The 20,859-nt window shown below is 42.7% G+C and carries 20 protein-coding genes; 6 read left to right on the top strand and 14 right to left on the bottom strand.

Annotated elements, in window-relative coordinates; translation table 11 throughout:
• The first annotated feature begins 50 nt into the window (after positions 1-50).
• On the top strand, positions 51-479 hold the full coding sequence (locus ABU615_RS01735) for a hypothetical protein (RefSeq protein ID WP_370389082.1): 429 nt from the start codon (positions 51-53) through the stop codon (positions 477-479).
• Between the two features lie 52 nt (positions 480-531).
• Here the strand turns inward: ABU615_RS01735 and lolA are convergent, their stop codons facing one another.
• Both lolA and ABU615_RS01725 read right to left on the bottom strand, forming a co-directional pair.
• Positions 532-1,146, bottom strand: a complete 615-nt coding sequence (gene lolA / locus ABU615_RS01730) for an outer membrane lipoprotein chaperone LolA (protein WP_267390371.1) — start codon at positions 1,144-1,146, stop codon at positions 532-534.
• A gap of 188 nt (positions 1,147-1,334) precedes the next feature.
• Positions 1,335-1,748 carry a DUF1090 domain-containing protein gene (locus ABU615_RS01725; RefSeq protein ID WP_367488133.1) on the bottom strand — a complete coding sequence of 138 codons (414 nt, stop codon included), beginning with the start codon at positions 1,746-1,748 and terminating at the stop codon, positions 1,335-1,337.
• A 124-nt stretch (positions 1,749-1,872) separates the two neighbouring features.
• On the opposite strand from ABU615_RS01725, the gene ABU615_RS01720 reads away from it, so the two are divergent.
• Positions 1,873-2,754, top strand: coding sequence for a ferritin-like domain-containing protein (locus ABU615_RS01720; protein WP_370387089.1), 882 nt, complete (start codon positions 1,873-1,875; stop codon positions 2,752-2,754).
• Between the two features lie 55 nt (positions 2,755-2,809).
• On the opposite strand, the gene ABU615_RS01715 is transcribed toward ABU615_RS01720, so the two are convergent.
• The 7 genes from ABU615_RS01715 to ABU615_RS01685 all read right to left on the bottom strand — a co-directional run bounded on the left by ABU615_RS01715 (position 2,810) and on the right by ABU615_RS01685 (position 10,846).
• A complete protein-coding gene (locus ABU615_RS01715) occupies positions 2,810-3,697 on the bottom strand; it encodes a metal ABC transporter substrate-binding protein (RefSeq protein WP_370387090.1) in 888 nt (295 codons plus the stop codon).
• 42 nt (positions 3,698-3,739) lie between these two features.
• The gene (locus ABU615_RS01710; protein ID WP_370389081.1) at positions 3,740-4,615 is read right to left on the bottom strand and encodes a metal ABC transporter permease; all 876 of its coding nucleotides are present in this window, start codon (positions 4,613-4,615) and stop codon (positions 3,740-3,742) included.
• 4 nt (positions 4,616-4,619) lie between these two features.
• On the bottom strand, positions 4,620-5,348 hold the full coding sequence (locus ABU615_RS01705; protein WP_100140614.1) for a metal ABC transporter ATP-binding protein: 729 nt from the start codon (positions 5,346-5,348) through the stop codon (positions 4,620-4,622).
• 202 nt (positions 5,349-5,550) lie between these two features.
• Positions 5,551-7,116, bottom strand: coding sequence for an FAD-dependent 5-carboxymethylaminomethyl-2-thiouridine(34) oxidoreductase MnmC (gene mnmC / locus ABU615_RS01700; RefSeq protein WP_370389080.1), 1,566 nt, complete (start codon positions 7,114-7,116; stop codon positions 5,551-5,553).
• Positions 7,113-9,242 (bottom strand): AsmA family protein, encoded by a 2,130-nt coding sequence (locus tag ABU615_RS01695; RefSeq protein ID WP_370389079.1) that lies wholly within the window; start codon positions 9,240-9,242, stop codon positions 7,113-7,115. Before ABU615_RS01695 ends, mnmC begins: the two co-directional genes overlap by 4 nt.
• 254 nt (positions 9,243-9,496) lie before the next feature.
• Positions 9,497-9,970 carry a copper chaperone PCu(A)C gene (locus tag ABU615_RS01690; protein WP_370389078.1) on the bottom strand — a complete coding sequence of 158 codons (474 nt, stop codon included), beginning with the start codon at positions 9,968-9,970 and terminating at the stop codon, positions 9,497-9,499.
• 84 nt (positions 9,971-10,054) lie between these two features.
• Positions 10,055-10,846 (bottom strand): inositol monophosphatase family protein, encoded by a 792-nt coding sequence (locus tag ABU615_RS01685; RefSeq protein WP_267390364.1) that lies wholly within the window; start codon positions 10,844-10,846, stop codon positions 10,055-10,057.
• Positions 10,847-11,090: 244 nt separating this feature from the next.
• Here ABU615_RS01685 and ABU615_RS01680 point away from each other — a divergent pair, with 244 nt between their 5' ends.
• From ABU615_RS01680 to clpP, 4 genes are all read left to right on the top strand, one after another.
• Positions 11,091-11,903 (top strand): RNA methyltransferase, encoded by an 813-nt coding sequence (locus tag ABU615_RS01680; protein WP_267407953.1) that lies wholly within the window; start codon positions 11,091-11,093, stop codon positions 11,901-11,903.
• 40 nt (positions 11,904-11,943) lie between these two features.
• Positions 11,944-12,816 carry a DUF1853 family protein gene (locus ABU615_RS01675; RefSeq protein ID WP_370389077.1) on the top strand — a complete coding sequence of 291 codons (873 nt, stop codon included), beginning with the start codon at positions 11,944-11,946 and terminating at the stop codon, positions 12,814-12,816.
• 162 nt (positions 12,817-12,978) lie between these two features.
• Positions 12,979-14,298 (top strand): trigger factor, encoded by a 1,320-nt coding sequence (gene tig, locus ABU615_RS01670; RefSeq protein WP_370389076.1) that lies wholly within the window; start codon positions 12,979-12,981, stop codon positions 14,296-14,298.
• An 87-nt stretch (positions 14,299-14,385) separates the two neighbouring features.
• Positions 14,386-14,997 carry an ATP-dependent Clp endopeptidase proteolytic subunit ClpP gene (gene clpP / locus ABU615_RS01665; RefSeq protein ID WP_267407956.1) on the top strand — a complete coding sequence of 204 codons (612 nt, stop codon included), beginning with the start codon at positions 14,386-14,388 and terminating at the stop codon, positions 14,995-14,997.
• A 122-nt stretch (positions 14,998-15,119) separates the two neighbouring features.
• Here the strand turns inward: clpP and rodA are convergent, their stop codons facing one another.
• Genes rodA through ABU615_RS01640 form a run of 5 tightly spaced genes read right to left on the bottom strand, consistent with a single transcriptional unit; the run spans position 15,120 to position 20,723 of the window.
• Positions 15,120-16,226, bottom strand: coding sequence for a rod shape-determining protein RodA (gene rodA, locus ABU615_RS01660; RefSeq protein ID WP_100140622.1), 1,107 nt, complete (start codon positions 16,224-16,226; stop codon positions 15,120-15,122).
• An 11-nt stretch (positions 16,227-16,237) separates the two neighbouring features.
• Positions 16,238-18,277, bottom strand: coding sequence for a penicillin-binding protein 2 (mrdA, locus tag ABU615_RS01655; RefSeq protein ID WP_370389075.1), 2,040 nt, complete (start codon positions 18,275-18,277; stop codon positions 16,238-16,240).
• A complete protein-coding gene (mreD, locus tag ABU615_RS01650) occupies positions 18,274-18,771 on the bottom strand; it encodes a rod shape-determining protein MreD (protein ID WP_100140624.1) in 498 nt (165 codons plus the stop codon). The genes mrdA and mreD overlap by 4 nt, the downstream gene beginning before the upstream one ends.
• Positions 18,764-19,654, bottom strand: coding sequence for a rod shape-determining protein MreC (gene mreC / locus ABU615_RS01645; RefSeq protein WP_100152611.1), 891 nt, complete (start codon positions 19,652-19,654; stop codon positions 18,764-18,766). Before mreC ends, mreD begins: the two co-directional genes overlap by 8 nt.
• 31 nt (positions 19,655-19,685) lie before the next feature.
• Positions 19,686-20,723 carry a rod shape-determining protein gene (locus ABU615_RS01640; RefSeq protein WP_370389074.1) on the bottom strand — a complete coding sequence of 346 codons (1,038 nt, stop codon included), beginning with the start codon at positions 20,721-20,723 and terminating at the stop codon, positions 19,686-19,688.
• Positions 20,724-20,859: the final 136 nt, after the last annotated feature.

Here is a 20,859-nt window from a genome sequence, read left to right as displayed (position 1 = left end):
CTGGCGTATAATGGATAAAATAAATAAACGGCTGATTTGAAGGATTCAACATGCACTGGCGTAAACTATCTATATATATCCTGACAGCTTTCATACTGGCTGCATGTGCTACCCCAGAGCAAAAAGCAGCACGGGCTGCGGCAGAGGAAGCTGCACAGCAAAAATTACAACTTGATCTAGCTGCTCAGTGCGACCCTCGCACCGCTGAGCTGATGCAGGCTCAGATGCAGAATCCAGCTTTTTTTTCCGACCCTGCTAATGCCAAAATAGCTCAAGAATACATGCAGAAAGTAAACTTGCCTATTTTTCAAAGCTGCTACAAGCTGGCATGGAATAATTATATCAATCAGGTGAAGCTAGAGCAGGCGCGTAGCTGGGCCATGCAACGAAGATGGGACGATGATATGGACTGGATGATGTTCCGGCCGCGTTGGTGTCGAAGTAGTCACAATGGACGGACATTTGTTCATCGCTGCTAATGCAAAAAAACAGACAGGTTAAACCTGTCTGTTTGCCTTGTTATAAGTTTACTTACTGAGTTAGAACGTCTACACCTTTGGGAGGTGTAAACTTGAACTGTGCCCGGTTTAATTGTGGATGCGTATTGATTTTACTGAATGTAATCGTAGTCAAATTACCAAAGCTATCCTTTAGCTGCATATTAGCCAGATTCTCACCTTTAAAACCGATACGAATATTCTGATAGCCTGTATTACTACGTTTAGGTAAGGCACGGACATAGTCAATACCGTTGCTGCTACCATCATCAGATAATGAATAGTTGGCATTTAAGGCTGTTTTATTAGATAGAATGGCTGCTGGAGAATCGCCAATTGTCTGATTTTGAGCACGTTTTGTGACTTGAGCCAGATCCTGATCATAAAGCCAGACAGTGTTTCCATCACCTACTATTATCTGTTTATAGGGCTGGGTGTATTCCCAGCGAAACAGCCCCGGCCGCTGAATAGCAAAAATACCCGCAGTTGTCTGAGTTCGCTTTTTACTTTTCACTGACTGACTAAACTGTCCGGAAATACCATCTGTATCAGCATTGAATTTTTGCAAAGTTTCCAGTCCGCCTGCATTAACCCATGCAGTACTGAAAGCCAAAATGCCGCTGAGTACAGCCTGAGACAAAATCCGCATTAAATACTCCTTTGCTTAACAATTATTGAATATTTTAGCTGTTTACAGATAAAGTTGGAACAGAAAATCAATGTTTGATAGGTCATGCCATTCTGGACTAAGACCTAGACACGTCTGCACTTGGCATAAAAATACCAATAAAAAAGCGGATAAATCAGCTTTTTTATTGGTGTGGATATTAGCCTATTTTACTGTTTGGCAGCCTGCTCAAAACGGGCATAATTCTGTTTTGCCTGTTGAAGTTTGGCTGTATTTTCATTCATTTTGTTTTGCAGCTCTGCTACTTTATCGTTGTCGCCTTTTGCCTGAGCTTTTGTTAGCTTACGCTGTGTTTCATCAATTTTATTATTTAGCTTAGCGATTTTCTGCTGATATTTCTGACGCAAATCATTGTTGTTACAATTTTGCGCAATATCGGCTTTTTGTGCATTAAGACGGTTAATCTGTCTTTGATTATTATTGGCGCGGGCATATTGCATTTGATTATCAATCTGTTGCTGTTTTTCAGCACAGGTTTGCCATTGATGATCGGCCAAAGCTGGTAGGGCGGCAGACAATGACAGACAAAGCAGAACCACTTTAAGTATACGTGTTGTTTTCATAAATTTAACCTCTAGAGAAAATTAATTCTGTGTATTGTAAAACTAAGCAGCGATAAACACTATCTAAAATGTAAATTCAGTTTAAATCAAAGTTTATTTTGTTACTGCAGCACATGTATACTGAATGCTCAGTTTTTTACCCCTTTCTGTGAAAATGTCCATTGCTGCCTTATTGGAATCAGCTTTGTTAAGTACTTTGCCTGATGAAAAATGTTCTTTGAGCCATACTGCTCATAAATTATGTATTCAAACACCAGCCAATGCTCTGAAGAGGGAGGTAACGGCTGTTATACGTGATTTTCGTTTTGCCGGCCATCCCGCAAGACCTAAGCTGGTACCACCTTCTAAAGTGAAAAGCCGTAAATTTTCAACCGAGGAAGGATATGCGGCTTTATTACACGCCGTTTGTCATATTGAATTTAATGCAATCAATCTGGCGCTAGACGCAGCCTACCGCTTTCGTCTCATGCCAGAAGAATTTACCCGCGACTGGGTACGTATTGCAGCTGAAGAAGCACATCATTTTCAGCTTATGCGGCAACGTTTGCAAGCTTTCGGCTATGATTATGGTGACTTTGCTGCGCACAATCATTTATGGGACATGGCCTATAAAACCGCATTCGATCCACTGCTGCGGATGGCTTTGGTACCACGCGTTTTGGAAGCACGTGGGCTGGATGTTACCCCAGGAATGCGCTCTAAAATTGCACAAAAAGGAGATGAGCATACCTGTGCAGTATTAGATATTATCTACCGCGAAGAAGTAGGCCATGTTCAAGTGGGAAATTATTGGTATCAGTATTTATGCGCACAACGAGGGCTAGAACCACAGGCTTTATTTCGGCGTTTACTCAGCCGTTATGATTTATTTATTTTCCGAGGTTATGTAAATATCGAAGCACGAGAACAAGCAGGTTTTTCCCGTTTTGAACTGGAAATGCTGGAAAATTTCGAACAAAGCCGCCAGTCTGATGTACACAACTGGCGGCTGGCATTGCAAAACTAAATATGTATTCTGTTAGGTAATAACGGCCAAAGAATTCTGAAACTGTATTCTCAATCTATTTCATAGCCGCAGCGAGTGCATTAACATTAAAACGGAACATATCAATATAGGTTGCTGCTGGCGCACCGTTGCTCAAGGCATCTGAGTACAAACGACCACTGATTTTTGTCTGAGTTTCGCTGGCAATTCGCTGCACCATTTTCGGATTTTTAATGTTTTCTATAAAAATGGCTTTGATATGCTCACGCCGTATCTGGCTAATAATTGCTGCCACCTGACGCGCTGATGGCTCGGCTTCAGTGCTTACACCTTGCGGAGCAATAAACTGAATACTGTAACGCTTGGCCATATAGGCAAAAGCATCATGACCAGTCAATACCTTACGTTTGTCTGCCGGTACAGCATTAAATATTTTAGTTGCCCAGTTATTGAGCTCTGCCAGCTGGCGCTGGTAAGCAGCCAGTCGCTGCTGGTAATAGGCTTTGCCTTGCGGATCAACTTTAATCAGTGCTTTGGCAACATTACGCGCATAGGTCTGCATCAGAACGGGGTCATTCCATATATGTGGGTCTGTGTGCTGATGATGGTCGTGACCGTCGTCTGTCATCATTAAAGGCTGAATGCCCTGAGTAACAGTAGCCAAAGGTACGCGGCTTTGTTGAGCAGCTCGTTGCAAAGACAATGGTTCTAGGCCTAAACCATTAAGTAGAATCAGTCTGGCTGAGCGCATGTCGCGTAAATCCTTACTGACCAGCTGATACATATGCGCATCCTGATCATAACCAATCAAGCTTCTGACCTGTACACGTTCACCGCCAATTTGTCGTGTAACATCGCCCAGAATACTGAAACTGGTGATAACCGGCAGCGGTGCCGCCTGAAGCAGGCTGGCTAAACTACACAGAAACATACTAAGCAGGCAAATAAAAAAGCCTCGTTTCATTTTTTATATATCCTTCAGTGGTTTATGATGCAAAAATTATCTCTAAGCAACATGGTGTCGCTGACGTTTATAGATTCGCCAAAGAATACCGCTTTCACTGCCAACAAATAATGACAGTATATAAACCATACCACAGCACAGAATAATAGCCGGCCCAGATGGTAAATCAATATAGAAAGACAATAGCAGACCTATATAGCCGCACAACACAGCAATAATAGCTGCTATCATCAGAATACCGCCCATAGATTTCTGCCACAAACGAGCACTGATAGCGGGCAACATCATTAAACCTACAGACATCAGTGTTCCTAAAGCCTGAAATCCAGCAACTAGATTCATCACAACCAGTATTAAAAAAATAATGTGCCAAAGCGTGCCTTTACCGTTCACAGCACGTAGAAAGAGTGGATCTATGCTTTCCAGCATTAGCGGGCGATATATCACAGCCAATACCAGCATTGAAATACTGCTCACTATAGCCACCAGCGTCAGCGCTGACTTATCGACTGATAAAATCGAACCAAAGAGTAAGTTCAATAAATCAACACTGTTTCCGCCACGGCTCACCAACACCACACCTAAGGCCAAACAGGTAAGAAAAAAAGCGGCAAAGCTGGCATCCTCGCGCACATTGGCAAATCGGCTGGCCAAACCGGCCAGCAATGCCATCAACAGGCCAGCAATAAACCCGCCTAAACTCATTGCTGGTAAACTTAAACCAGCTAGCATATAGCCGGCTGCTGCACCCGGTAAAATAGCATGCCCAAGCGCATCCCCAACCAGACTCATACGCCGCATCATCAAAAAAACCCCAACTGGCGCAGTACCTAAAGCCAGAAATACAATTGAACATAATGCATAACGCATAAAATCGTAATCAGCAAAAGGCTGAAAGAGTAAATAGGCCATATTCATTAATTTACCTGTTACACCACTGGTCCTGTTCGTATTGCTGCATTGCTGCGGCCGCCTGTTGCAGATATTGTTCAGTCAATACATGATCCGTTTTACCCGCTGCAATTTTTTCCCGAGCAATTAACAAAGTGTAGGGGAAATACGCCTGCACCTGCTCATAATCATGCAAAACCGTAATCACCGTACATTGCTTCTGCTGCTGGTATGCTTTCAAAATATCCAACAAAGCAAAAGTTGTAGCAGCATCAACTGCGTTAAATGGTTCATCAAGCAACAAAACACGAGCATTCTGAATCAACATGCGTGCCAGTAATACTCGTTGAAACTGGCCGTTTGACAACTGCGCGATACTGCGTGCCTGATATTGCAGCATACCAACTTGAGTTAATACTGCAATAATCCGCTGATGCATAGATTTACTGATACCCGCAAAGAAACCAGTTTCATACCATAACCCCATAGCAACTAGTTCAAACACACTCATAGGCTGGCTGCGGTCAATATCCGACTGCTGAGGCAGATAAGCTATATCAGAGCGCTGTAAATGCTGCCAGCAAATTTCACCACTATCGGGCCGTACTAGCCCCATAATGGCTTTGAGCAACGTGGATTTACCCGCTCCATTAGGGCCGAATATTGCCCACATTTCATTTGGTTTAAAATCAATGCTGAGATGATGGATAGCTGGTCGCTGGCGATAACTGACCGTGACATTGTCTACCTGAATACTCATGATGCACTCACTGCCCATGCATACATCAACCACATCAAAGCCAAAATAACGCCCACACCCATCAACCGTTTACCCACACCGCATAGCAAAAGTGAAAACATTGTGATGCCTCTACCGGATCAGCCCAATGACAATTTAATGTTATAGTATAACATTACATTCATCATACCTATACTATAAAGTTTTAGCAAAATGAGAAATTTTAAGCAGTCAAAGGAAATGATAAATGATGTGTTAGCGCTCTAATGGGCAAGCGGTTGGGATGCAAAGCTTGTTGCAGCCGCACAGATAAAGGAGAGGGCAAACCCAGTATGGCAGCAGCAATTGCTTCGGCACATAAAGGCGCTGTCAGCAAACCTCGGCTGCCATGAGCTGTATTAATAAACATACCTGGCTGCCATGGACAAGGTTGATTAAGCCGATAATTTTTGTCCAAACGCAAGCGGGCATACTGTTGCAGCATCGCCTCTGCATTGCCCACAGGCCCGGCCAAAGGTAAATGATCAAATGCATCACAGCGTATAGCCGCATGTCCCTGCGGTTTTGCATTCGGATTCAGATTTGCTGCGAGATGTGGTAGCCAGCGGCGCAATTGCTGCCAGTTAACATTTTCATCCTCTTTATTTAGGCTGTTATCGGTATTGTTCGGATGAAAAGTGGCACCAAAACAAAGTTTATCCTGCCATGCGGGGGTAATATAGCTATTTCCGCTTAGTGCACAGCTTGGCTTTATAACATCAGTTCTAAAACAAGCTGTGGTAGTTTGTCCTCTGATTTTATGCAATGGCCAGCCAGCAACTGGAAAGAGCGTATCACTGTCCGCTCCGGCACAGATAACGACATGGGATGCTTCTAAAGTGAATGATCTATTCATATTCTGACAAACAATTTGCCAGCCATTATTCTGATACGCAACACTTGTAACTTTAGTTGCAGTCAACAACTCAATAATAGGTTGTCTAAGCAAAGCATCAACCCAGCTATAAGGATTGATGGCTGCACCAAATGGCCACCATAATCCCCCTGAAGATAATTTCATACCGGCAATATCACCAGCCTGAGCCTGCGTGATAGATCGAAACAAAGCATTATCAGGGTTTTGCGAAGCTAATAATCCATTGCGATTTTTTTCGGCATCATTGTAATTCAAATGGAGTACACCACAGTCTAGCCAGCCTTGACCCACTGGCAAACTATTTTGAAGCAGGCTACGGCTAAATCCATAGCCTGCCAGCAACAGTTCTGTCTGCACAGTATAATTAGGAGAAATTTTGGCATACAACAGCCCGAGATGGTTGCCAGAGGCAGCACTGGCGATGGTATGTTGTTCAATTACTGTGACCGCAATCCCACGTTTGGCAAGAGCAAAAGCAGTGGCTGCTCCAGAAATACCAGCACCGATTACCACTACAGATTTAACTGCTAGAGTGGGAGGTAATGTTAGCCAAGGTTTAAAACCACTAACTCCAATATCAGCCTTATCATGTGAAAAACCCGAGTAAAACTGCACCCAGTGCTTATATTCTTGAGGCCGAATCAGAAGGAATTTACCTGCCGCTCGAAATGGGTAGCTGAATATCGGTTGGTGTTGCCAGAATAATCTTGCCTGAGTCCAAAACCTCACTATCGCTTGCCCAGCGGCTGAGGTAGCCAATAATGTCTTCGGCCAGCTTTCGGCTACAACCACAACCTCAGCCTGCTCATCATTTCCCAACTGCTGAGCCAGCTCATCTGGCTGTGGCCAATTATGGAAGACATAAACACTCATGGCAGCCGTACAGTTTCATGATGCTCTGCTGATGCACCGCTACCCTGATTTAGCCAGAGCCATTGCTGTTGCAACGTCTGCCGCAGACTATTCTGCTTTTGCTGAGAAGTATGTAAACCAGCAGTAAGTTTTTGATAATCTATGGAGAATGAGGGTCTAGTAAACGTACCGTTAATCCGTAACGGCAGTAAAGTCTGTTGTTGTGCTCGTCGAGTGGCAATCAGAACATTATAATCCATCTGTTGTTGTAACCACTTCACATCACCAGTACCCTTGATATCAAAATTATCAGCATGTAGTTCCATACGGCTACTTCTGGTATTTCCATTACTCAATGGAATCTGCAAGCGAATATAGCGAAAAGGCGTTTGGCTAGTTTCGTTGTAAGCTACAGTTGTCTGACTGTCACTATTTTGCAGAATATTATTAATATCAATACCGTTCCACACACCTTGACGAATATGGATATCCGCCTGACCCGAAAGACTGGAAAGCCATTGCTGACGGTTGACACCTGTTCCATGGAAATCAAAGTCTGCATCGCCTTCACCATCAAGATTATGCAAACCAAATGTATCTTGTAAAAATGATTTCATTTGCACACCACGTGCATGTTGCCGTGCTTTCCAGCTTAAAGGATTAGAATTAGTCACCTGCAACAATCCATCAGTATTGCCACCATACATATTTAAACTGATAGGGTCCAAATTCAATGTACGTGCATTTAGAGACAACTGAGTTTTAAACTGATTCACAACTACCGTTGGTGTGAGCAGAGAATCAATGGATAGTTGTGCCGTAAGCGACCGTTTCCTAAACCAGCGATACCATAACTGTTGCCAGTCTGGCGGGAGCAAACTAGTACTGTTATCTGCATAAGGGCGTAAATTTAACTGTGCCAGATGAATGCTTCCGTTTATTTTTGCTTGCTGTTTATCATGTTGATAGTCAAGAGAAATGCTGACAGGCTGATTATCAAACTGGCCTTGCAGATTAAGCTGACCGTTGCCGGCATCGTCGCCCTGAACACTGCCAGATAAATCACTGATGAAACGGGAGTTGGGTAGGGCATTGACAGTATCCTGGTGGCTATTCACCGAAAAATTGTCAATTTTCCAGTGGCGCATATCCAACCATGATAGCTGACCGCTGACAGTAAGCGCGGTCTGAAATAAATGGCTTTGCCAACCGCTGTCAATCTGAAACTGAGGTAAAAACCAGTGATTCTGCAACCAGCTGGTATTGGTGGCAGACACCGTGGCATTAATCGCATTATCACCAATCTGAGCTGTAGCAACACCATTTAATTGTGGTAAAAACAGTTTAGCCCAGCCTACTTGCCAGTTTTGCCCATTGCCGGTCACATGCAACTGATTACGCTGACTATGCCACTGCCATTGCACAGCAGCTGTCTGCAATAACTGCTGCTGTGGCAACCAGCGTGCATCAAAATGCCACTGGCCGTTACTCTCACCCAAAACAGAGACTTTCGTATCTATTTCCAGATTAACATCTTTCCACTGCATCACAGCATCAGGATGATAAACAGCATTGAGCTTGCAATGCAGAGTTTGCATATCTTGGCCTCCTAAAATTCCCTCCAGTTGCAGTGCACTGGAGCTGCCAAGATTACGCCATTGAAGATTCATCTGCTTAATATACTGTAAGTTCTGATCGTCTTGAATATTAAATTTAGCGTTTTCCAGTATCAGCCGGTTTATATGTAAACGTTTACCCGAATATGCTTTCTGCCATAAATCAGCCAGATTCCACTGGCCGTTACTACCGCGTACCAGATTGATACTTGCATCGTTAAGCTGCAACTTTTCAATTGTCATGCGGCCAAAGAAACTTTGCCAGCCCAAGCCGATTTTCATCTCGCCTACATTAATGTCATTTTTTTTAGTGGCAACATTTTTAACCTGCACCTGATGTAATGTCACAGTAGGGCGCGGAAACATAGAACGGCTGATATCTGCATCAAAAAAAACTTGTCTGCCACTATCGGCCACAAACTCATTAGCACGTTTATTAATTTCTTTAGCATTAAACAAATAATGCAACACAGCCATATCAATGGCCAATAGCAAAAATATGCTCAGGCAGCCAAAAACCAGCAATTTCAACCAAAATTTGCCTGAATGCAATAATGAAATCATAAAAAATTAATTTAAAATTGTTTCAGAATATGGATTTGTCGGCTTCAAAACAAATCCATTCTGAAATAACCGTTACAATAGAAAACAATCCAAGCCTTACAAAAGCGTGGATTAAGTCCATATAAAAATACTTATATCAGTCCGCATCTGAAAACAGAGTTAATAAATTAATTCTGTTTAAAATTTACTTGCCCGTCATTTAATTTAAGACACAGATTATTTTAATGATGCATATGATGAGAATTTTCAGTCTGGCTTATATCAGCAGAAGCGGGTCCTATAGCAACAGGCACCTTTAGAACAAGGGGGCGTGCATGACGGAAAGTCAATCGCACTGGAATAGTAGTATCTTTAGCCAATGGTTTTTTTAAACCCATCAGCATAATATGCATTTTTCCTGGCTGTAAATGAGTCACTTTACCGGCAGGTAAAGGCAAACCTTTGGGCAAAGAACGCATTTTCATCACACCGTCAGATTCTACCGTTTCATGCACTTCAGCAGACATCGCCACCGGTGTCGAAGCGCTAAGCAATATATCATCCCTGCCGGATTGATTATCCAGATCCATAAATACACCACTGGACGACATGCCGGGCACACTAAAACGAACCCAAGCATTATTTGCTTCAATGCCCTTAGCCATCAGCAGGCTAGCATAAGAAGCTAATAATGCAGTAAACAGTAGTTTTTTCATGTTATCGCCTTCAGCAAATTTCACAGTAATTTTGTTTGTGATGATTTAACCAGAATTAGCCTAAACCATCACAACTTACTTACATTATACCGCTAAATGAGGTGCAAAAATCTGCAATAATTGAGCCAGAATTTTCGGATTGGCAGCTACAATATCACCACTGTCCAGCCATGCCTGCTCACCTTGCATATCGGTAACAATCCCACCAGCTTCCTGAACAATCAGAGCACCGCCGGCAACATCCCAAGGTTTAAGATTAAATTCAAAAAAACCATCCACACGGCCACAGGCTACATTACATAAATCCAATGCGGCCGAACCTTCACGGCGTGCACCGGCTGTTTTAGCCAGCACATCTTTTAAAATGGCTAGGTAAGTATTCATCATACTCTGATCAACCACCGGAAATCCGGTAGCAATCAGACTGCGCAGCAAGTCAATACGACCACTTACTCTAATACGTTTGTCATTTAGTAGCGCACCTTGCCCACGGCTGGCAACATATAGATCATTGTGCTCTGGAGCATAAACCAGTGCTTCGGCCAATGTTCCCTTGTGCAATAGCGCCATGGAAATAGCATATTGCTTATGTCCATGCAAATAATTCGTAGTTCCATCCAGAGGATCAATAATCCACTGATACTCAGCATGAATATTTCCCAGCTGGCCGGCTTCTTCACTCAGAATAGCATGCTGGGGATATACTTCCTGAATAGTACTAACAATAATTCGTTCCGCCTCACGATCAACATCAGAAACAAAATCGTTAGCAGCTTTATTGTCAATTTTAATATTATTTAAATTGCTGCTGGCGCGATGCATCATCTGGCCGGCTTTACGCGCTGCTTTCCAGGCAGTAGTCAAAATAGGATTCATGCTCATTCTCGTGATATGGCTGATAAAAGCTTCAAACAGATAGAAAAGACGTGTTTTAAAGAACAAATGCCGCATTAAAACAACATAGCGGCAATGGAATAGAGAGATTAATTATACGGCAAAATTGCTTTTTCCAAAACCGGTTACTTTCATATACAGAATATATAAACTCATTTTGCTATAATATGCTGAATATATCAGCATTCTGCTATTTCTGAGCTCTTCCCCAGATTTAATATTAAACATGAACAAACCCGTACTTCCCGATTTTTTAAGTAACATACTTGTAGTACTCACACGTACCAGCCATCCGGCAAATATTGGTTCCGCAGCACGTGCCATGAAAACCATGGGTCTCACCAACCTGACACTGGTCGCACCAAATCTGATGCAAACCCCCATGACAACGCAGCCCCCAGTATTCGACAGTACCAATCCAGACACATTTGCTTTACCGGAAGAAAGCTTTATTCTTGCATCTGGAGCAAAAGATGTGCTGGAACGCGCACACGTAGTAGCCACACTTAATGAAGCTCTGGCTGATACCACATTATCTTGTGCCCTTACCAGCCGGCGGCGTGAGCTGACAGCTCCTTTGTACACACCACGCGAAATCATGCCTTCATTACTGGATACAGCCAGAGCTGGGCAGAAAATTGCATTAGTATTCGGTAATGAAACTTATGGACTAAGTATTGAAGAAGTACAAAGCTGCAATCGCCTAATTACCATCAACGGTAATCCTGAATATTTTTCATTAAATCTAGCTCAAGCCGTACAGGTAATCTGTTATGAATTATTCAGCCACGTAAACAGCAGTATGGCCCATTTGATACAGCCAAAAAATCTGGCCACACATCAACAAACACATGATATGGTGGCACATCTACGTCAGGTAATGGATAAAGCCGGATTCTTTAACCGGCGTAATGAAACAAGGTTAATGCGCCGTATGGCTGCCATGTTTGACCGAGCGCAACTCAGTACCGAAGATATTGACATCTTACGTGGCTTTTATAACACCATTAACCAGCAAATTCAGAAAAAGCAAGATTAACTTTCAATAAATCATGTTTATAAAGGAGAAAGCACTACTCATGAATTATGCTTCTGATCCCATCTGGTGGCGGTTAAAAAAAACCATTGTACGCGATTTGGCTAGTTTACTAACCGCTCCCTCACCATGGATTTCTACCGTAGAATTGCCTATTTCCCAATTACTTGGGGATGATGGCTTTCGGTTTTTACTCGCTCTTGATAAACATCCTGAGGATTTATATTTATTCCTGAAAAGACACAGTGGTTACCAATCCCATCTGGGTATATACGCAGAAAAATTATTGCAATACTGGTTTTTAAATGCCCCTCATAGCCAGCTCATTGCCCATAATCTGACAGTGATGGATAAGCAGCGTACAGCGGGAGCCATGGATTTCATCGTACAGCTGAATAATCAGAAATATCATCTGGAATTGGCGTGTAAATATTATGGTAGTTATTCAAATGAACTGGAAAGCTTTATTGGCCTGAATCAGTCAGATCTGCTGAAAAACAAAAGGGATAAAATCATACAGCAGCTAGCATTGAGCACAAGTCTAGAAGCCAAAAAATCGCTGGCAAAGTTATCTGTGCAACCAGAAGAGCTCCGGCAAGCCAGTATAATCCGAGGCATGCTCTTTACCCCTACGGGCAACACACATTTTCAAACACCAATAAATCCTTTATGCTGGCAGGGGCGATACATCGAAGACTGGTCTGTTTTGGAAGCTCCGGAAGACTCTCGCTTTTATCTTCTCGATCATTTATCTTTACTATCACCAGCACGCCTTAGCAGCAATGCAATCGTGAATTTTGATCAGATTAAACAAATAAAGCAGGGTATCATAGCAATAGTACAAAAGCATGAAGATGGTTACTGGCACGAAACAGAAAGAATCATGAAAAAAGACAAAAATCCTGTGCAACCATAAATTACTGCAAGTGTCTCGGACATTACATAGGCTTTTATAAAGGCTTATGGTAAACTTGCGATTTAATTTTGTCTGCATGAAAAAATGCTGGGTACTGACAGCCCAGGCAGTGCCTGAAGACAAATCAAACAAATCAGATTAACTGACATCTAAGGGTTAACGATGAGCGTAACAGTAGAAAAATTAGATAATTTAGAGCGTAAAATTATTTTGGCTCTGAACTGGGAAGACATCCGGGCAAAAGTTAATGCACGAATGAAAGTGGCACAGAAACGTGCTCGCGTTGATGGCTTTCGCCCTGGTAAAGCACCACTGCGAATCATTGATTCCATGTATGGCTATGGCATTCGCGATGAAGTGCTGAACGAAATGACCCATAAAGCTTTCGAAGACCTCATTGTAGCTGAAAAACTCAAAGTAGCAGGCCTGAAAAGCCTCACCGCTTTGGAAGATGAAGATCAGGACGATGAAAAATTTTACAAAATTGCTGTAGTGTATGAAGAATTTCCAGAAATCAAAATCGGCGATTTAACTTCTCAGGAAGTCACCAAATTCAGTACTGAAATCGGTGATACAGAAATCGATAAAACAATTGACATCTTGCGCCAGCAGCGTACCCGTTTTAATCACGTAGAACGGGAAGCACAAATTGGAGACCGGGTAATCATTGATTTTGCCGGCAAAATTGATGGAGAGGCTTTTGCTGGAGGATCTGCTGAAAACTATCCGTTCTTACTAGGGAAAGGCCAGATGCTGCCTGACTTCGAAACAGGTATTGCCGGTATGAAAGAAGGTGATGTAAAAGAAGTATCAGTTACCTTTCCAGAAGATTACCAGAGCAAAGAGCTCGCTGGTAAAACAGCTATTTTTACCATTACTCTAAAAAATGTTTCTGAAGCTGTTCTGCCGGAAGTAAATGAAGAATTTGCCAAATCACTGGGCATTGAAAACGGCGACGTAGAAAAAATGCGTGCTGAAATCAAAAAAAATGTCAGCCGAGAAGTAAACCGTCGCGTCAGTGAAATGACAAAAGATAGTGCTATTAACGCTTTGCTGGCCTCTACACCTATTGAAGTACCTACTTCTATGATTACCGAAGAAGCTAAAAGCATGGCAGCACGCATGAAAGAAAATTTTGCCGCGCAGGGTATGGATCAAAAAGATTTGGACTTGCCGCTTGACATGTTTAATGAACAAGCTAGTCGCCGAGTAGCCATTAGCCTGATTATGGGCGAATTGATACGCGAAGAAAAACTGGAGCCAAGCGAAGAACAGGTACGTAAAGTTATCAATGAGTTCGCCGACAGCTATGAAGATCCACAGGAAGTTATTGATTGGTACTATAGCGACAAAAAAAATCTGCAAGTGCCAACTTCTCTGGCTATCGAACAAAATGTTGTAGACTATGTCCTCAGTAAAGCCAAAGTCAGCGATAAAGTGCTTACTTTTGATGAAGTAATGGGACAGCAGGCAAAGGCCTAAACATAGCAAACATTGAATAAATGACCAAAAGCACCAAAGTAGTTGAGAAGCTGCTTGGGTGCTTTTATTTCTATTGAGGAAAAAAACATGTCACATATACAGAATCTTGGTCTCGTACCCATGGTGGTCGAACAAAGCGGCCGTGGTGAACGTGCATACGATATCTACTCACGTTTACTTAAAGAGCGGATTGTATTCATGGTAGGGCCTGTTACAGACGAAACTGCCAATCTGATTGTAGCGCAGTTATTATTTTTGGAAAGCGAAAATCCCGATAAAGATATTTCTCTCTATATTAATTCACCGGGTGGGTCTGTCACTGCCGGCATGTCTATTTTTGATACCATGAATTTTATTAAACCAGATGTAGCTACATTATGCCTGGGTCAGGCTGCAAGTATGGGGGCATTCCTTTTATCTGCCGGAGCTAAAGGTAAACGCTTCGCATTGCCAAACAGCCGTGTAATGATTCACCAACCTCTCATCAGCGGCGGCTTAGGTGGACAAGCATCTGATATCGAAATTCATGCGCGTGAATTACTCAAACTGAAAAAACAGTTAAACGAACATTTGGCTCATCATACTGGCCAAAAACTGGCACAAATTGAAAAAGATACAGACCGTGATAATTTTATGTCAGCAGAAGAAGCACAGAAATACGGATTAATTGATGAAGTACTGGTTCATCGCCCCAAATAAACATTCCTGATGCTTAATTAACTAAGAGCAAGCTTTAAATCAATATAAAATCGAAACCAAAAATTGGTTTCGATTTTATATTTTTTCACAATACCTATCAGTATAAATTATTCGAGCTGAAGTCAGCTTTTACGTTGATTACTAATACCCATTAGCATCGCCAGTATCACCATTACTGATAAAGTAGCAGTACCACCATAGCTTACCAATGGCAAAGGCACTCCCACCACTGGCAGAATACCACTAACCATGCCCATATTAACGAATGCATAGCAAAATAATGTCATAGTCAGTGCACCAGCTAAAGTACGGCAATACAAAGTAGGTGCTTTAAGCGTAATATATAAACCGCGCACCAAAATAAATGTATATACACTCACTAGCAGAATATTGCCAATCAGACCAAACTCTTCTCCAAAAACTGCAAAAATAAAGTCAGTAGTGGATTCAGGAATATAATCAAGATGTGTCTGAGTTCCTTCGAGCCAACCTTTTCCCCAGATTCCTCCTGATCCAATAGCCGTCATCGATTGCAGGATATGATAACCAGCACCAAGACGATCTTTAGTAGGGTCAAGCAAAGTCAGAACCCTCATACGCTGATAATCATGCATCCCATAATTCCAAATTATAGGCAGCATAGCCACAAACCCGATAATCGCAGTAATAATAACTTTCCACGGTAAACCAGCAAAAAATATAACAAACAAGCCGGAGGCCATAATCAAAGTGGCAGTACCTAAATCAGGCTGTTTCAAAATCAGTGCTACAGGGATAAATATCAGCACAAAGGCAATAATATAGTGATACCAGCGAATATTACTTTCATTTTTCTGGAAATACCATGCAATCAGCATTGGTACAGCAATTTTCATGATTTCTGAGGGCTGGATTCGTCCTATCCCAATATTTAGCCAGCGAGTAGAACCATTTACTGTGATACCAGCAAAATGCACACCGACCAAAAGTAATATACCTAAACCATAAAGGGGTAACGCAAAATTACTTAATATCTGCGGTGGAGTTCGTGCAATCAGCCATAATAAAATAAAACTAAGAATAGTATGCAGGGTTTTATTTTCCAGCTGGCCAAAATCTTGTCCATCTGCCGAGTAAAGTAGAAATAAACTCATAACATAGATTATCAACATAGCATAAAACAGCCATACATCCATCGGTGCCCAGAGCTTATACCAGATACGTTTCAACCATTGCTTCTCATTAATCATATTTATTTATCTCACAAGCCTGACTGTGGATGATAGGCACGCAGTAATGGTGGCAGAGCAGCCTGATTATGCTCATCATGCTGTTGCGCATCCATCATGGCATTATTGGATAAATCATTTACCGGCAAATCAGAAGCATTACTGGCCACACCTGCGCTAGGAAGATTTTTGAGTTTCAACAGATAAAAATCGGCCAGCTGTCGAGCCAATGGTGCAGCCGTAGCTCCCCAGCCATTATTTTCAAGAATTACAGCTATAGCTATCTGAGGTTTGTCAGCCGGCGCAAAAGCAATAAACCAAGCATGGTCACGTAACTGCATTTTTAGTGCTGCAGCATTATAACGAGCACCTTGCTTAATCTGTACCACTTGTGCCGTCCCCGTTTTACCTCCCATGGTATAACCCAGACCAGAGCCGATTGCAGCAGCAGTCCCCCCCGGCCTCAATACTTTTTGCATTGCGTCCTTCACATATTCAAAATTGCTGCGTTTAAATGGCACAGTTCTGACAGGCTGAGGATCAATCAAGGTCATTTTTTGGGAATTATGATCGAGTAAAGCCTGTACCAGATGAGGACGATAAACAATGCCATCATTACTCAAAATAGCAGTAGCAAAAGCCATTTGTAATGGTGTATACGCATTGTAACCCTGTCCAATGGCCATACTGACACTATCGGCCGGTTGCCACACCCGTGCCTGTGGCTTATAACGAGCAAATCTTTTCTCTTTCCATGCACGAGTTGGCAACACACCTGCATATTCATGATTAATATCAATACCGGTCTGTTTACCAAGATTAAATTCGGCCAGATAGGGCGACATACGGTCAACACCCATTTCGTAGCCCAGCCGGTAAAAGAATGTATCCGATGATACCTGAATAGCCTTACTCAGATTAGCAGAACCATGTCCACCTCGTGCCGCATCTCGAAACTGATGCGTAGAGCCAGGAATACTCCATACACCTGGAGCAGGCAAGACGGTGTTCTGATTTAGTTTGCCACTTTCAAGTGCAGCCATAGCCAAAAAGGGTTTGAAAGTAGAACCGGGTGGATACATCCCTTGTGTAGCTCGGTTCAATAATGGATGGCGCCAATCTTCATTCAAACTTTTCCAGGTTTCCGTGTCTATTCCATCAATAAACAAATTAGGGTTGTAGCTTGGTTTGGATACCATTGCTAGAATGGCTCCGGTCTGCGGATTTATCGCCACCAACGCACCACGTTTATTGCTCATCAGCCGGTCGGCTTCCTGCTGTACACGGATATCCAGTCCTAGCCTCAACGTTTGCCCTGGAATGGCTGGTACGGTTTTTATTGTCCGAACAATATGACCCTGAGCATCTTTTTCAACTTCACGATATCCAGGCACACCGTGCAGCTGGCGCTCATAATATTCTTCCAGCCCCATTTTGCCGATATGTGTGCTACCACGGTAGAGGTTAGTAAGATTAGCCTTATCCAGCGCCGCCATATCACGGTCACTAATACGGCCGATATAACCAACAATATGTGCCAGTAACTCACCATACGGGTAATCCCGAAAAGTCCGGGCATTTATTTCCACACCCGGAAACCGATATAGTTCAGCTGCAAGGCGGCTGGCTTCTTCCATGGTGAGCTTCAGTTTTAAAGGGACTTTATCGTAAGACCGGTAATCAGCGCGAAATTTAGCAAAACGTTTCAAATCACTGGGTGTGATGTCTACATAAGCGCGTAAAGCATTAATAGTATCATCAATTTTTCCCGGCACCTGATTAGGGATAATCTCCAGCGAATATGCGGGATAATTATGGGCTAGCACTACACCATTAACGTCTACAATTTCACCGCGTACCGGTGGCGTAGGAATCAGAGAAATACGATTATTGGTAGCCGCTATAACATAATCATCATATTTGATAACCTGTAAATAAACAAAGCGTGCAATCAACAGGCAAAAACAAACAATAATTAATATAAATGCTACTGCAATCCGTAATCCCAGATCACCATACTGAGCCGGTTTGGACGGACGTTTTTTTTTGGTTCGAAATTGCAGTGCTTTCATAGACGTCTAGAGTAGGCGAGATAAAGCATGAATTTAGATAACAGAGGCCAGAGCAAAGCACTGATAAAGGGTGAAACAAAAAGATTCCAGCCTGTGAACTGATGCGTAGAAAAAAAATGAACAATTACTAAAATTAGTGTCATCAGCATCAAGCTACCAAAAATGGTTAGTGCCTGAAACCCATATGAGTAACCAAGCATCTGGTGCCGGTTTTGCTCAATTACATACACCGCAGCAATCAAAGCAAGTGCATGCTGACCAAATGGTGTACCCTGACCAACATCCACAATCAGACCAAGTATAAAAGCCATGCCAATACCAACATTCTGCGGCCGGTGTAAGCTCCAGTACAAAGTCATCATTGCCGTACAGGCTGGCAGCCAACCGGCTAGTGGCTGGGGAATAGGAATTAAATCTAGAAATAATGCAGCCACAAGACTCAAAACAATAAGCCGTTTTCGGGTATGGCGGTGCAGGCTGTCTACTTCAGTCATGATTGGCGGATGTTGGGTTAGTCACTGCTACATCAGCAGAATAATGAGCTGTCTGCCCATGCTTTTGGGGAATAACCAGCACAAATGTGCTGCTACGCATTTGTGCCACTGGCTCAATCTGAGCACGATAATAGGGCGAACCATTACCACTTTGTGCTTTTGTGACGGTAGCAACTGGTATACCTGCTGGATAAACACTATCCATTCCAGACGTTACTAGCAAATCATTGGGTAATAAACTGGCATTAGCCGGAAAATAACGCAAGTCCAAACTACCAGAGCGACCATAAACCAATGTACGAACTCCAGTGCGCATAACCATAGTCGGAATCACTGCATTAGTACTGGTTATCAGCATAACCTCCGAGCTTAAAGGCTGAACTGCAGTAATCTGTCCGATTAGGCCATGCTCATCACTTACTGCATCTCCCATGCGAATCTGATGATGGCTACCTTTATTAATAATAAACCTATCAGCAAGCGGATTACTGTCATTTGATACAATCTGCGCTACCTGCGCCTGTGGCAAAGCTGCTTTTTGCACCTGATTCAGCTGATTCAGATTAAGCACAGACTTTAACTCTACTGCGTGCTGACTGAGCTGCAATTTTAATTGTGCATTCTGAGCCTTCAATAATCTGTTTTCATTGCTCAGATTTTGCTGCTTCTCAAGAAAAACCATACCATTGGAAACAGCGTTAACCGGCTGCATCGCTAGCCACTGAAACGGGTACAAAGCCGTAGCAATATAATTACGGCTTATTTTAACCACATCATATCGGTTATCAAGCAAAAGCAACACTACCGAAACCAGTGACAGAACAACCAGTTTACTGGTACTGCGCAGACCATTGTGAACAAAATTTAGTGAAGGCTCTGCCATTATCAATTACATTGAACAAAAATTACGGCATTTAAGGATTAGATACAAATACAGAATTCATCTTACCAATCATATCTAGCGCATGGCCAGAACCGCGGGCAACACAGGTAAGAGGATCATCTGCAATCATAACTGGCAGACCGGTTTCTTCTGATAGCAATCGGTCAAGCCCTTTCAGCAAAGCACCGCCGCCAGTTAATACCAGACCACGATCGGCAATATCTGCACCTAATTCTGGAGGTGTTTGTTCCAGAGCATTTTTAACGGCCTGCACAATTTGATTTAATGGTTCTGTCAGCGCTTCTAGCACTTCATTAGAACTAATTGTAAAGGCGCGCGGAATACCTTCAGCAAGATTGCGTCCTTTAACTTCAATTTCTTTAACTTCCATCCCGGGGAAAGCAGAACCGATATTTTTCTTAATTTCCTCAGCAGTTGATTCACCAATCAACATGCCATAATTGCGGCGCACATAATTGATAATGGCATCATCAAACGCATCACCACCCACACGGATAGAGTGGGAATACACCACGCCGGATAACGAAATTACCCCCACTTCAGTAGTGCCACCACCAATATCCACCACCATAGAACCTGTTGGTTCTTCGATCGGCAAACCGGCACCAATCGCTGCAGCCATCGGTTCTTCAATCAGGTTTACGATAGATGCACCCGCTGCCAGAGCAGAATCACGAATAGCCTTGCGCTCAACCTGAGTAGAACCGCAAGGTACACAGATTACGATACGCGGAGCAGTAAAACGGCTATTGTTCACTTTTTTTATAAACTGCTTCAGCATCTTTTCAGTAACATTAAAGTCAGCTATCACACCATCTTTCATCGGTCTGATTGCTTGAATGCTACCCGGTGTGCGGCCCAGCATTTTTTTTGCCGCCGTTCCCACAGCCAGCATGCCGTTTTTGGCATTTATCGTATCGTTCTGTACCGCCACCACAGATGGCTCGTTCAATACTATGCCTTTATTTTTAATAAAAATCAGAGTGTTAGCTGTACCAAGATCAATAGCCAGATCATTGGATAAATATTTGGTAAAAAAGCGAAACATGGGGCTGTCCTAATGAACTTTAAAATTATCAGTATGGCAAAAGCAGTTGTTTGACACATTAACCAAAGCAAATCAATGCGCCATAGAATAGGGATTTCGGTTATAATTCCTGACTATGTAAAAACCGAATCAGAAC

This window comes from Snodgrassella alvi (genome assembly GCF_040741455.2).
Taxonomy (GTDB): Bacteria; Pseudomonadota; Gammaproteobacteria; order Burkholderiales; family Neisseriaceae; genus Snodgrassella; species Snodgrassella alvi_E.
This window is presented reverse-complemented; position numbering and strand designations above follow the sequence as displayed.